Here is a 13,094-nt window from a genome sequence, read left to right on the forward strand (position 1 = left end):
AAAGATAATTTCTTTAATTAAAGACTAAAACGGTTACGAATGTTTCATGTGTCATTGCAGATGACGGCAGTACAGATCATTCACTAAATAAGGTGCGTTCTATTATGGAAGACATGGTGCGTGGCACTTGAATACTCGGTGAATAGCACGATTGGATTCTGATGATGCATATTTACTTGATTACCTACAATCCTGTCTTCAGTATATTCAGGAGCATCCCGAGGTGGATATGCTATTTGGCGGCTTGGTTGTCGATGGAAATTTTTATACGGTGATGGATGCACGAGACAATAGTAGAACCATTCATATAATGGATACGTATCCGGGCGCTACTTCGGTAGTGCGTGCAGAGATTTTTCATGCTTTGGGTGGTTTTCCCAACTTGCGTTTCTGGGAGGATTACTTTTTCTTCGAGAAGGCCATATCGCAAAATCTTTGCGTGCATAAAATACATGATAAGCGATACGTTTGTTATCGTGACGAAAAGGATGCAGTAGCCGCATCTGACCTTTCTCAGGCAAAATGTAAGAAAAAACGTTTAATCAACACTTCGTTTCTGGACACTTTCGGGGCCATTTCTGACCCTGATTCTGTCCATCAACTTGTCGATTTTTCTATGCGCAGCGAACGTCACCGGGCGATTTACGTGCTGCCCACCAATTTCTGAATGACTGCAAACGCTGCCCTGCCCCCGTTGAGTCCTGTTGGACGGCAGCAGACTGGAAGCAGTCATTCAGCAGCAGAAAAAGCCGAGCTTTGGCGCATGATCAATGGTTGGCGCTGATTGACAAGCGACCGAATGGCGTGGAGTACGCAGTGCAGCGCTGGCAGTGTGTCGTCGGATTAATTATCTGCCATATGTTCCCAATATGGAACATCACCAAATTTATCAATCAGCAAATCAATAAAAATTCTAACCTTTTTCGGCAAATGCCGGCGACTTTGATACACCACTTTTATGTCAAAGGAATGCGGCTTGTATTCAGGGAGTAGTGCAATCATCCTCCCTGATTCTATATCACGCCATATATCCCATTTTGGACGCAATGCGATTCCAATGTCTGCTAATATTGCTTCACGCAAAGCGTCACAATTATTTGTTTCAAAATTCCCTGAAACGTTCACCGTATATAATTTTCCTGATTTATCGTAAAATCTCCACGGGCTAGGCTTTCCGGAACTGCAAAAAAGTAGCGCATTATGATTCAATAGATCATCAGGACTGTTAGGTTCACCAAATTTTCTTAAATATGATTTGGTTGCTACAACAAGACGGTTGTCAACACATAAATTCCTTGCTATGAGTTTTGTGTCTTTCATTTCTCCGATACGAACCGCGACATCATATCTATCCTCAATAATGTCAACGACATCATCGGATAAATGTAAATAAAGGTCCAGGTTGGGATGACGACTCAGGATCATGGGGACCAGCGGTGCGATGTGGAGCCGTCCAAATGCTGCAGGGGCAGTAACACGTAGCGTCCCCTTCAGCTGCTGACTTCCAATCGTTATCAGCGATTCAGCTTCTTCGAGATCAGCCAGAACTCGCACGCAATAATCAAAAAACTCCGCGCCTTCATCGGTTAATCCGATTTTCCTTGTCGAGCGATTAAAAAGCCTAACCGACAACTGATCTTCAAGCCTCTGCAGACGTTTACTAACCACGGCGGCTGAAAATCCCAAGTCTCTGCCTGCTGCCGAAAAATTGCCGGACTTGGCCGCATGAACAAAAATCACAAGATCAGAAATATTTTCAACAAGCATAAATTATGGCTCTACGCTGTTTCATGTGGGTAGTTTGAGATCCAGATTCTCCAGGATCAGGTTTTCTTGGCAGCTCGCTTCTAGTAAAGTGGACGACAGGTCCAACCGTTTCGCTTCACCAGAGAACTCACCCCCGCTCCGCCATCCACGGTGGAAGCGGCCCCAGAGCTGCCAAGAAAACCTGCTTCTGAACCATCGTTCCATCTACCTCGCTCCTATCTACCTACCATACCCTGCATTGTGCACCTGACCTACCTCGAACATCAAGGAGCCACATTCACATTATCAACAATCAGGAGAAACAGCTTATCTCTAGGCGTACATTGTCAACCCATGAGAAGCAATATAACATAATTATTAACAACTATTTTTGAAAGGCTCACCTAATGGCACCTACCGATAAGATCGCAGACAATAACAATACTGTCGAATTGACAAGAGACATTTTTAACGAATGGTTTAAAGAAGAATTCACAACAACAATGGCTGAGCGGGAAGAAACTAGAACTCGTTCCATAGTTATCATCGCAACAAAAGGAACTATTGATTGGGCATATCCACCATTTATACTGGCTACCACAGCCGCAGCAATGGGGTGGGACGTCACAATATTCTTCAGCTTCTATGCGCTAGAGCTGCTTAAAAAAGAGATGTCGCTTGGTATAACTCCAATTGGCAACCCTGCTATGCCAATGAATATGCCTGTCGGACCGACGTGGTTCCGTGATATTAAGTGGCGCATCCCTAATGCTATTATGAGTAATATCCCATGGTTTGAGGAATTCACAAAAGGGTTATTTGAAAGAACGCTTAAACAACATGGCGTTGCTACAATCTCAGAATTGCGCGAATTAGCTGTTGAAGCCGGGGTCAATATTGTTGCATGCCAAATGACCGTTGATCTATTTGGCTATAAGAAACATGATCTTATTGAAGAAATAAGTGAGTGGGGCGGTGCGGCTACGATGTTGCCGGTAGCAGCTGATGCTGATATCTGCATGTTTATATAACATTTAGTCGACAGAGAACGTTACACTGGTGTACCGAGTAAAAAAACGCCACTGATTGGCCTTAGGCCAGTTCCGAGGCCAGTTTTGGCGTTGAGTTTCTACGACTTTGAAATTTGGTTGATGTGTTTCTACAACACATACGGATGACCGCTTACGCTGCAAAATCGCCCATTATTCACCTTAATCAAGCTGCGTGGCGTTCAAGCACCTCATAGCCGATGCAGGCTAGCCACACGGTCTTTGGTATCGGGCGAGAGCCGTTTTTGTAGTAGGCTATCATGCGTCGAGTCATACCGATGGCTTCTGCCGCATGGCTTAGACTGAGATTGTTCCGCTCCATCCACTGGATGAAGTCCTCACGCGTTGGTAATCCTGTCTGTTTCCTCCCCAGGGCATAGAGACGGTCTGCGCCCAGATCCAGTCCGCCGGGCCAACTCAGACCGTCGCCCCAGTCATCTGCATGCCCCTGAGCAAAGAAGGCCGGATCATGAAGCGCGCAAAAGGGATCTTCCTTCCGTGGCGGGCCAATAAGATCCTTGAGATCCGTGGTAAACACTTCGCCAGTGGACCAATGGATTTCTATCTGGAACGGGCCAGTAATCGTCGCCGTTTCAACTCTGGGTGCTTGATTCATGGGTTCAACCTCCGATATTCCGTCAATAGGGCATCCCGATGCGCCTCAATCCAGGTCCGCACCGGTTCCAATCGCTTCCGGGGCGAGACATAGCCGACCAAAAGTGCACCTGTCTCAATGGCCAGCGACACACGGGATCCGTCACGAAACTGCACATGGACGTGGGGAAGCGGATGCTGCTCCCGGCCGTTGATGCGTATACGCCAGTCATCCCCGACTGAGTAGTGGGTCATGACTTCATGATAGGGAAATCATTGCACCATATCAAGGTTGACATCAATTTCGCTACACTTCGGTTTGCTCGGCTATTTCCAGGGCATCGTCGACCTCGATGCCCGGATAACGGACGGTGCTCTCCAGCTTGGTGTGCCCCAGCAGAAGTTGCACGGCGCGGAGATTCTTAGTGCGCGTGTAAATCAATGTGGCCTTGGTTCGGCGCATGGTATGCGTGCCATAGGCGGACGGATCCAACCCTATGGAAGTAACCCAACGTTCTACAACACGCGCATACTGCCGGGTGGAAAGATGAGGTGATGCGTGTTTCCTGCTGGGGAAGAGAAACTGGTCATCCTTGAGTTTGGCATGGGCGATCCATGTGGTCAGGGCCTTTCGGGTTTGCTCGGTGATCTCAAATTGGACGGGCCTCTGAGTTTTTTGCTGGAGCACGATGGCGCGGTGCATGACGGTGTGACCATGTGCGATATCGGAAACATGCAGTCCCACAAGGTCGCAGCCCCGCAATTTGCTATCGATGGCGAGGTTGAAGAGGGCTAATTCGCGAATATATTGGGCCAATTGCAGGCGAATTCTAATGGCCCATACCTCTTGCAGTTTCAAGGGCCGTTTCTGACCTATGACTTTGCCTTTGTTCCAAAGGATTTGTGGGTGCTGGGGGGTGCCGTTGAGTTCTGTTAGCATGACACGGTCTCCATGGTTGTGAGAAGAAGACCATTTTTTGCGAACTCAAACGGCGGCGCCAGACTGGTTGTGGACGCAGGATTCGGCTAGAATGGTCGAGTTCGTATCCGACCTAAAATTGGAGAAATCCGCTGTTTTGTCTGATGGTTGGTCGCAAACAGAAATAAATCAGAAACAATAGGATAGGATCGTTTTGGCAATACGAATATGAGACAGAATGACGCCTTATGGCTGATATCTTGATAAATTGAAGCGAGCAGAAGAAATGATCCATCCCGAAGCCTCATCCGGCACCGGCATCATGACCATATCGCGTGAGCCGGTCGTCTTTCACTGCAACCACTACAATCGCTTTCTTCAATTGGTAATCGAAGACTGCCATTACATTGACCGCGAACCAATTCTGGTAGGCTCTGCTACCGAAGTCAGCTTTCGACAACTTCGGGCGGCCTTTCGGGAACACCCAGAATGGTCCGTTGCAAATCGCCTCAAGTATGCCGAATCCATATATCGCTTTTGCGGATTTGGAGACCTACCCTTGGGCGCGCTGCCCCATTCAGGCGAACCAGAGTTTGTACTCGTCGAAAATCACTCCCATTACGGGGCAGCACTACGCCTGAATTATGGTAAGCGGCGCTGGCCTGGCGAGCATTTTGATCTTGGCTATGCCATAGGTGCCATATCGGCCATTTATGGACAATCTTATGGGGGCAAAATCGATGGAGATGCTCTCTCGATGGGGGCAGAGACGACCCGCTTTCATCTACATCTTTGCAACAGTGGGGATCAATTCCCCTTGGACATACCGGATATCCCCCAGGCAGTTCTGCCTCAGGGTGCCGATCAGGTTCCCCCGCGACATATCGGTCTGCATATAGATGAAGACGCCATTATGACTGCGGTGCGCACTTTGCCATTGACCGGGGATGCTGACGGATTGATTCCTGCTTTTGGCGTCTACCTGACGCGGCACTACGCGGACTACTACAATTTGGTGTCTTTTCGCTTTGAACGGGCTCTTCAGGAAGCACTCAACACGCATCGCTATTTGGGGGAGATGTTGTGGTACGAGTACCCAACCCTGTTTTATTATAAGGAGAAGTTCAAGCATCTTCAGGGCCAGGAACTTGCCAGAACCTTGCTGATTGAAGCGGGCCATATATGTGGGTTCAGTACCATGGGTGGCATCATGCGCTCGGACCCTTGGTATCAGCTGATTGTGCCTCAACTGCAATGCCGTGAAGACTGGTTATCCGGCATCATTGCCTGCATCAATGCGCTCGGTTGGGGCGTATGGCGTATTCAGGAAATCATTCCTAATGAGCGTCTGATACTGCGTGCCTGGTATCCCTACGAGTCGCTTGGACATCTGCGTGCTTTCGGGCAAGCAGACCACCCCATTGATTATTTGATGACGGGCATTGGCTCCTCTCTGATGAACCTGCTCTATACGGCAGACATTACCACAAGGCCCGATCTCACTTTGGAGTTTTACTATCAGGTGAACCGTTCCAAAGCCGGATTCTGGGCCAGACAAACGCGTTGTCTGGCTATGGGAGACCCCTATTCCGAGATTGTGGTGGAGCGCAACATTTTATAATTCCATGTTCTAACAATAGGCATTATCCCAAACGATCGTTTGTGAAACTATGCAGAGTGCCAACATGCAGCGAGGAAAAACGAGTACGATCGAATGGAGGAATGCCCGTTATGAGTGAAAAAGTTTGCGCCATGGATACTCGGGATATTGTCGAATTACTCTGTGATATTGCCACTGAGGTCGGTTCTTTAATTGGCGATAAAGGTGCCGTTAGCGTATTTCGCTATGCCGGCAAGAAAATGGGGAGTAAAATCGGTAAATCGCATAATGGCGGAAGTGTCGATGACGCCCGTGCGATTGTTCAGAAATTTTTTATTGATAAAGAATTTATGAGAAATATAGAACTGGATGGCGACTGCGCACAACTCATGAACTGCAAAATTGGTCTTGTATTACGTGATCGTGGAATCGATATTGGCAAGCACGCTCTGTGTAATTTTGGTTTTGGCCTTATCGACGGTGTCGTCGAGGCCGTGACACAAAAGAAAATTGTTACCATGCATGTTCATTCTGAGCAGCAGGGTGATGTGGTATGCTGTTCTGAAACATGGTAAAAATAACGGTTCATGGTCAATAACAAAGTTCATTGCTGTTGTGAGCAGGTAGATCCGACGTTATCTTCTTCCAGACCACAGTTTTCGAGAGCCTTCAGATAACGGCGATTGTTGCACGGTATATCAAACGGTTGTAATTATCTAAAATTATTCTCAAAAAACTGCTACGGTTCGCAGCCATGGTGACGAGTTTCGAGAACATGATGATCAGTCCGCTGGACGGCTGCTTACGCTGCAAACTTGCCATTGGAAAGCTCACCCGGGAGGCAGCCGCTGGAACCAAGGCAAGCCGAACGCGGCCAGCGTACCGTCCGGTCTTTCGCTTGTTGGAGCTGCTGGTACGCTTCCGCTGCCGAACCTCGACAGCGCCGGCCACCAAGACCATGTCGTGGACGCCACGCCCCTTACCGCGGGTACGCCCGCCCACGTAGGTTTCATCGGCCTCGCCAAGTTCGTCGAGCTTACCACCGATCCGATCCTGGTCAGGGCGCACCATGCCGGCGCGCAGCTTGTGCAGAATCTGAAATGCCGTTTCGTAGCACGACAGTCCCAACTATCGCTGGAACTGAACGGCCGACATGCCAGGCGTCTCACTGGTAACCAAGTACGCCGCCCAGAACCAAATCGATAAGGGTGTGTACGTGCGCTCCATGACCGTACCGGCGGTGAGACTCGTATCGCATCGGCACTCCCGGCAACGCAGTACACCGGGGCGAGTGGCGATACGGTAAGACTCTCCAGATGTGCCGCAACGAGAGCAAGCAAACCCGTTGCTCCATCGGGCGCGCTCAAGGTAGGCTGCGCACGCCGCCTCATCTGGGAACACCCGCTGAAACTCCGGCAGCGAGCGTGGAAACGGCAAATTGGGAGGTTTCTATGTATGATCCTTTTCGGCAGATCAGTCCCTGTCGGCATCCTTTTACTGGTTCAGTGCCTATCGCTCTCTTCGGTGGCGGTAAGTGCCGCGTCACTCACGTCGGCGAAACGGGTCGCACGCATCCAATCCCACCTCGGTCATCTCGAGCATCGGGAAGCCCTTTTGCGGTCCAAAGGCAAAACGCAACGCCTCGCCAAGGTGGATGCGCGGATCGCGAACCTCCAGACGCGGTTCGGCAAATTGCAGGGCCAGTGCGCCATGCTGATCGCCAACGCGGTCATCTTTTACAACTCGGCCATCCTGTCGAGGCTGCTGACGAAGTGCGAAGCGAGTGGGAACGCCAAGGCGCTAGCGCTCATCACCCAGATTTCACCGGCGGCTTGGCGGCACATCCTGCTGAACGGGCATTACACCTTCCAGAACGACGGCAAGATGCTCGACCTGGATGTGCTCGTGGTGGGGCTGGAGTTGGGATGGCGGAAATTTCGGCGGTTCCGGCTTACAACCCTTATCACCAGCTTCTGCAAGTCCTCGCGGAAGGGAAAAAGAGATATATCGCACAGAATACGCTGGTAGTAAAAATTTACCGTTTACGGCGGATATTGGAGGATACGGGGGCACATAGATGGTTGGAAACCATCCCCGGCTTTGGTTATCGCTTCTGTCCACCGAGGCATGTTGCCCGCTTGGCTGAACAGTCAACCCAGTAAAAACGTGGCAAAGCCATACGACACCCAACGGCCGGGGACAGGACCAACGCCGACACGCCATCAAGCAGGAATAGTATCCCCACCCCAGGCTACCAGCGCCAGACTCCTCCTGCCGCAAGTCCATTGCTGCTAATGTTCCCGGCATAACATCCCTCATATTCAGCATACAACGACAGACTATTTGCGATGCGAATGCTGGTCCCCACATTGGTAAGCAATGCTGTCTTATCGGGTGCTACTCCGGTTTCACTCACCGGTTGCAAGTTGCCGAGAGCCTCCCGGATGCTTCGCCTGTTATTGTCCAGATTGCGCTGTACGGCAATATCGGCGTAGGGAATAATCTGCATGGATCCCAGATGGTAATGACGACTCAAACTAAGGCCTGCGCTCACCTCCAAAGCGCTCACGGTTTGATGCAGGTAGTGCAGATCAAAGAGTGTGGTGGCGCCAGTTTCGGAGAATCCGGGTTGTGTTTGCCGATACCAGGCAATACCCAAATTTGGCGTTACAGTCACCACGGGCGTAGCGATAGCATAGCCTCCCTGAAACAATGCGTGGATCATACTGCCGTGGTGGTCACTGATCGCCGCAAGGCCGGTATTCGGCAGGTTGCGCACTCCGTGAATTGCTTCACTGGTATAACCCATCAGGCCTTGCAGTCGCAGCCCTTGGTCTCGATATTTCCCATAAATCATCGTGGTGACGCTACCGATAGTAGATTGGCTTCCCCCGGCATAACCCGTGGTAGGAAGATTTAGAATGGTATGGACATAGCCCAGAGCAATTCCTGCGGTGAGTCCGCCGTCCTGCATATCGGCTCCCCCATACACTCCACTATTCTGGTCATTAAATCCTGAAACCGCTTGCGTCCCCCGCGCATTGCTAAAATCGCCAACCCCCTGCATCCAAAGATGGGGATGATATCCCGCACTTTCATTTTGCCGTGCATGCCTAGTGGTGGGTGCAGAGAATCGTGCAAGTTGTCCGGCGGTGACGGTGTCTGTTGACAGCAGCATGGTACGCGCTATAGCCACTCCGCTGGAGCTCTCGGCATGGTTAAGAACGAGTGCATCCGCTTGTGCAGTCGTACCGATCAGTGCGGTAGGGATATCCGCATAGATTTGCCCGCCCAAATACGCCGGATCCGCATTTCTTCCTGTGGCGTCCGAAGTGGCATACAAACTAATGTTGAGGGCATTGCCATTGTTGGTGAGGGTTGGTGTGACATACGCCGGAAATGGATCATACACTGTCGTGGAGAATGCCCCGGTCACGCCGCCTGCGGCTTGCAGGACCTGATATTGATCGCCAGCCACATAGCTGGCACCGGGATCGACCTGTACGAGCAGTCGTCCGGCAATCGCGGCTGTGCCGGACACTTTGAGGGTGTCATAAGCCGTGGGGGTAACCTCAATAGCGAGGGTGCCATCAGCATTTTGTGTATAGTTGCCCTGAATGGTGAGAGTGCCAATGCTTCCGCCCGGGAATATGGTGCCATCGTTAGTCACGTTTCCGACGATCGTGCCGTGTCCGCGCAACTCGCCTGCCGGGGTGACCAAAACCGGCCCCTGTAAAGATGCTGACGGATGGCTGATGTCGCCGATTTCCAGCAGGGTAGGTGTAGTTGCGGAGGAAACTGCCGATGGACCACCAATAATGGTCTGGGAAGCGCTGTTCGCGGCTCCATCGAGGATCAGTGAACCACCACCGACTATGGTCAAGGGGCCTGCCGTATGGTTGCCGCCACTAACATCACTACTGAATATATCAGCACTCCCATCGGTATCTATGATCCCGCCTGATGCGCCCAGATTGACAGAAAAGGCTTCGTTCTGTGCCGCTGTGGTGATCAGGGTGCCGCCGTTCAGGTTGACAGGACCAGTCCCCAGGGCTGCGGCCGAATCCACCGCCAATGCACCTCCGGCGATAGTGGTACCACCCGCGTAGGTATTATTTCCATTGAGTATCAAAGTTCCCGGGCCTTGCTGCCAGAGCATGCCATAGCCGCTGATCTGGCCTGAGACATTGAGGGTGTCTGCCGTGTTGAAAGTCAAGGTACCATTATCTGTAACATTGCCCGGCAGTGTTCCCGCAGCACCTCCGTCTCCAATCTGCAGGTTGGTATATCCCGCAATAGTGGTGCCGCCCGTGTAAGTGTTGTCGCCAGTGAGCACGGCCGTTCCACCGCCTGTCACGGTAAGCCCACCATCAGATCCGCTATTCATGGGGATGATATTCCCGGTAAAAAGATTGTTGTTCCCATCATTGTTGATGGTTCCCCCTTGAGGACCGATGAAAAATGCCCGGCCATCCAGTAAATCTGATGTTGTGAGGAGAGTCCCTCCATTCAGGGTAATGTTGCCGCTACCCAAGGCGCTCTCCGCCCTCACCCCCAAAGTTCCCCCGGAAATCATCGTTCCACCGGCGAACGTGTTGGTCCCCGTTAATAGCAATGTGCCCGGCCCTTGTTGCCAAAGCATGCCATAGCCACTGATTTGCCCCGGAAAGGTGGTCGTATTGGTGGTGTTGAAGGTAAGCGTTCCATTATCGGTCACATTGCCAGAGAGGGTCCCATCAGAGCCGCCGTCCCCAATCTGGAGATTGGTATATCCAGCGATGGTCGTCCCACCCAGGTATCTGTTATTGCCAGTTAGTACAGCGGTGCCACCACCCTCTACGGTCAGACCGCCGTCGGGGATGCTATTCATGGGCATAAAGTCACCGGCGAACACGTCGTTGTTCCCGCCCGTATTAAGAATGCCTCCGTTGGGGCCAATGAAGAAATCCCGGGCATCGTCCAGTGCTGCTGAAGTTTCAAGCGTTCCGCCATCCAGGGTAATGTTTCCGCTTCCCAGCGCGCTTTCGTTGCCGACACTCAGCGTACCGCTGGTGATGAGCGTACCGCCTGAGTAGCTGTTGTTGCCGGTCAACTGAAGCGTTCCCGGGCCTTGTTGCCAAACCAGTCCAAACCCGCTGATTTGGCCTGGAAAGCTGATGTTGTCAGCGCGGTTGAACGAAAGGACGCCATCAGTAAGAACATTGCCAAGAATGCTGCCCGTGGTACCACCATTGCCCAGCTGTAGTAAGGTGGAGTCTTCGATATAAGTATTCCCGGTATAGGTGTTGTTGCCGGTAAGCGTCGCACTTCCCCCGCCCACCACAAACAAACCGCCCAGGCCCGAGAGGGTACCCGTGAAAGTGTCGGCATTACCCTCCGTATCAATGGTACCGCCATTACTAATGTCCTGTAGGGTTCCAGCGTTGGCGGTACCGTTAACCCAGGCTTGCCCGTTTGCATTGAGTACATAAGGCCCATTCCCGATCGCTGCGGTATTCGGTGCGCCATTACTGTTTACCAGGCCGAAATAGTCGGAAGAGGTGCCAAAATAATCGACGCCGTTGATGGTCGAGTGATTCATGTCATTGAAGAGCTCCATGGCCATGCTGCCAAAGACACCCTGCTGTGCAAGCTCCGGGGAGATCTGCAGTATCTCGGCATAGGCTTTGGCCGCGATAGCACTCCAGTTTTCAGTGTCACCCGCTGGGGTGTAAGGGTTCATCATCATGTATCCCAGCAGCAATGGCTTCCCATAGGCCGCCTGTAAATAGCGGGAAAAGGCGATAACCCGACCGGCGATGGTGTTCATCCCCTCCTGCTGGGCGGTCATGACGGTTCCACCCGTGTCGGCACCGCGCATTTCCTGAAAGGTGATGAAATTCAGATATGGTGCAGCCACGCTCAGCGAGGGATAAAAGCCAGACCACTGGGAGGCACTCTCGGTGCTGCCACTGTAAACCCCAAAATCTCCGACACCGGCACTGGTGAGGATGGTCAAGCCGGGATGCTGTGCGTGTTGAAGTATCTGGGATGCCTGGGCAAGCCACTCGCCGAACTGTGTCTGATTCCCAACCCCGGGAACATTGAATTCAGGTTGCAGTACCACTGACACAGTACCATTTAGTGTGGACAGGTAGTTGGCAAGCAGTTGGGTATTCGCGAGCCAGGCCTGGGCATTTTGTTGAACGTAGCCCCAGGCTCCGGAACCCATTGAGCCGAGGTCACCCAAATAGTAATCGAACAGAACCGGGGCATATCCCTGTTGCATGGCGGTCTGCATTCCGGCCATCCAGTCGGGCTGCCAGCCTTGGGTGAGCCATATTCCAAGAGCCTTGTTGTTGCTGGGGAACTGCATTTGAGTAAGCAGGGAAGGGGTGCTGACGTAGGCGTTACCCACGGTGTTCAGTGTCATGCTACCACCAACCCCGAAACAATAAGCACCACCACATGGAGAGGTCATGGTAACCGGTGCCGCACCCTGATCCAGCTCGATGTTGTTATCGATGGTGGCATTACCGGAAGTGCGTAATGCGCCATTTTGCAGGTCCAGTAATCCGCTGCCCAGACCCGATCCGGATTCCACGTCGAGGGTGGATTCTTCAACGGTAATCCCGGCATTACTGGTATTTCCTAAAATTTCGGTGACCGTGCCACCGCCACTGATGATCTGCGGGTTTGCCAGAGCCGTTACGGGAGCTAGTAAGAGGGGCAAACAGAGACTGCGAAGAAAGGAGCGACGAACCGCCATAGGTGATGTCTTGGCAGAGGAGAGAAAAGCACGATGGGCACGATCGCCATGCTGTCCAGGTGACGCTGACATGGGAGTACTGCTCCTTTCTGGTGCACGGCAGAACGAGTCTGCTGGCGCAGATCTCAGAATTGAAATGAATGACTACCACTGTGCCTCGAAACCCAGTCGAAGCACTTCGAATGTAGTCATATGTTGTGTGACAAGCATCTCATTTATAAAACGATGTGTAACATACTTGATACATCAATTCGATGTCAACTGAAAAATAATGTTTGTAATTTATGTGTTATGTTTTTATTAAATTCTTATTAGCTGACCATCAGCAGACTATACAATCGGGATGAATAACACGTCTGCCAATTGGTATATGGCTCGTAACAGTCATAATTTAGGTCGTGAACGCACGCACCACACTCGCCCACTTTTGGTGCAATC

The 13,094-nt window shown here is 51.5% G+C and carries 10 protein-coding genes and 2 pseudogenes; 6 read left to right on the forward strand and 6 right to left on the reverse strand.

The window, feature by feature from the left end; genetic code table 11:
- The first annotated feature begins 223 nt into the window (after positions 1-223).
- A complete protein-coding gene (locus F6A13_RS10025) occupies positions 224-667 on the forward strand; it encodes a hypothetical protein (protein WP_151528179.1) in 444 nt (147 codons plus the stop codon).
- Between the two features lie 176 nt (positions 668-843).
- Here the strand turns inward: F6A13_RS10025 and F6A13_RS10030 are convergent, their stop codons facing one another.
- The gene (locus F6A13_RS10030; RefSeq protein WP_151528180.1) at positions 844-1,767 is read right to left on the reverse strand and encodes a LysR family transcriptional regulator; all 924 of its coding nucleotides are present in this window, start codon (positions 1,765-1,767) and stop codon (positions 844-846) included.
- Between the two features lie 386 nt (positions 1,768-2,153).
- Here F6A13_RS10030 and F6A13_RS10035 point away from each other — a divergent pair, with 386 nt between their 5' ends.
- Positions 2,154-2,777 (forward strand): DsrE/DsrF/DrsH-like family protein, encoded by a 624-nt coding sequence (locus F6A13_RS10035; RefSeq protein WP_192796458.1) that lies wholly within the window; start codon positions 2,154-2,156, stop codon positions 2,775-2,777.
- A gap of 184 nt (positions 2,778-2,961) precedes the next feature.
- Here the strand turns inward: F6A13_RS10035 and F6A13_RS10040 are convergent, their stop codons facing one another.
- From F6A13_RS10040 to F6A13_RS10050, 3 genes are read right to left on the reverse strand one after another with little or no spacing between them, the layout of a single operon-like run.
- Positions 2,962-3,411 (reverse strand): DUF2442 domain-containing protein, encoded by a 450-nt coding sequence (locus tag F6A13_RS10040; RefSeq protein WP_151528181.1) that lies wholly within the window; start codon positions 3,409-3,411, stop codon positions 2,962-2,964.
- A complete protein-coding gene (locus tag F6A13_RS10045) occupies positions 3,408-3,644 on the reverse strand; it encodes a DUF4160 domain-containing protein (protein ID WP_151528182.1) in 237 nt (78 codons plus the stop codon). Before F6A13_RS10045 ends, F6A13_RS10040 begins: the two co-directional genes overlap by 4 nt.
- A gap of 52 nt (positions 3,645-3,696) precedes the next feature.
- Entirely contained in the window at positions 3,697-4,329 is a 633-nt protein-coding gene (locus tag F6A13_RS10050; protein ID WP_151528183.1) for a tyrosine-type recombinase/integrase, read from the reverse strand.
- Between the two features lie 265 nt (positions 4,330-4,594).
- On the opposite strand from F6A13_RS10050, the gene F6A13_RS10055 reads away from it, so the two are divergent.
- Together F6A13_RS10055 and F6A13_RS10060 are read left to right on the forward strand one after the other, a co-directional pair.
- The gene (locus F6A13_RS10055) at positions 4,595-5,929 is read left to right on the forward strand and encodes a hypothetical protein (RefSeq protein WP_151528184.1); all 1,335 of its coding nucleotides are present in this window, start codon (positions 4,595-4,597) and stop codon (positions 5,927-5,929) included.
- A gap of 110 nt (positions 5,930-6,039) precedes the next feature.
- On the forward strand, positions 6,040-6,483 hold the full coding sequence (locus tag F6A13_RS10060) for a hypothetical protein (protein ID WP_151528185.1): 444 nt from the start codon (positions 6,040-6,042) through the stop codon (positions 6,481-6,483).
- 259 nt (positions 6,484-6,742) lie between these two features.
- Here the strand turns inward: F6A13_RS10060 and F6A13_RS10065 are convergent.
- A pseudogene (locus F6A13_RS10065) lies at positions 6,743-7,345 on the reverse strand (IS1595 family transposase); the annotation flags it as partial.
- Positions 7,346-7,606: 261 nt separating this feature from the next.
- Here F6A13_RS10065 and F6A13_RS10070 point away from each other — a divergent pair.
- Positions 7,607-7,834: pseudogene (locus F6A13_RS10070) on the forward strand (Tn3 family transposase); the annotation flags it as partial.
- Entirely contained in the window at positions 7,834-8,070 is a 237-nt protein-coding gene (locus F6A13_RS10075; protein WP_151528186.1) for a helix-turn-helix domain-containing protein, read from the forward strand. The pseudogene F6A13_RS10070 and the gene F6A13_RS10075, both read left to right, overlap by 1 nt.
- An 89-nt stretch (positions 8,071-8,159) precedes the next feature.
- Here the strand turns inward: F6A13_RS10075 and F6A13_RS10080 are convergent, their stop codons facing one another.
- Positions 8,160-12,728, reverse strand: coding sequence for an autotransporter outer membrane beta-barrel domain-containing protein (locus tag F6A13_RS10080; protein ID WP_151528187.1), 4,569 nt, complete (start codon positions 12,726-12,728; stop codon positions 8,160-8,162).
- Positions 12,729-13,094 lie beyond the last annotated feature (366 nt).

The sequence above is a fragment of the Acidithiobacillus sp. 'AMD consortium' genome, from assembly GCF_008926505.1.
Taxonomy (GTDB): Bacteria; Pseudomonadota; Gammaproteobacteria; order Acidithiobacillales; family Acidithiobacillaceae; genus Acidithiobacillus; species Acidithiobacillus ferridurans.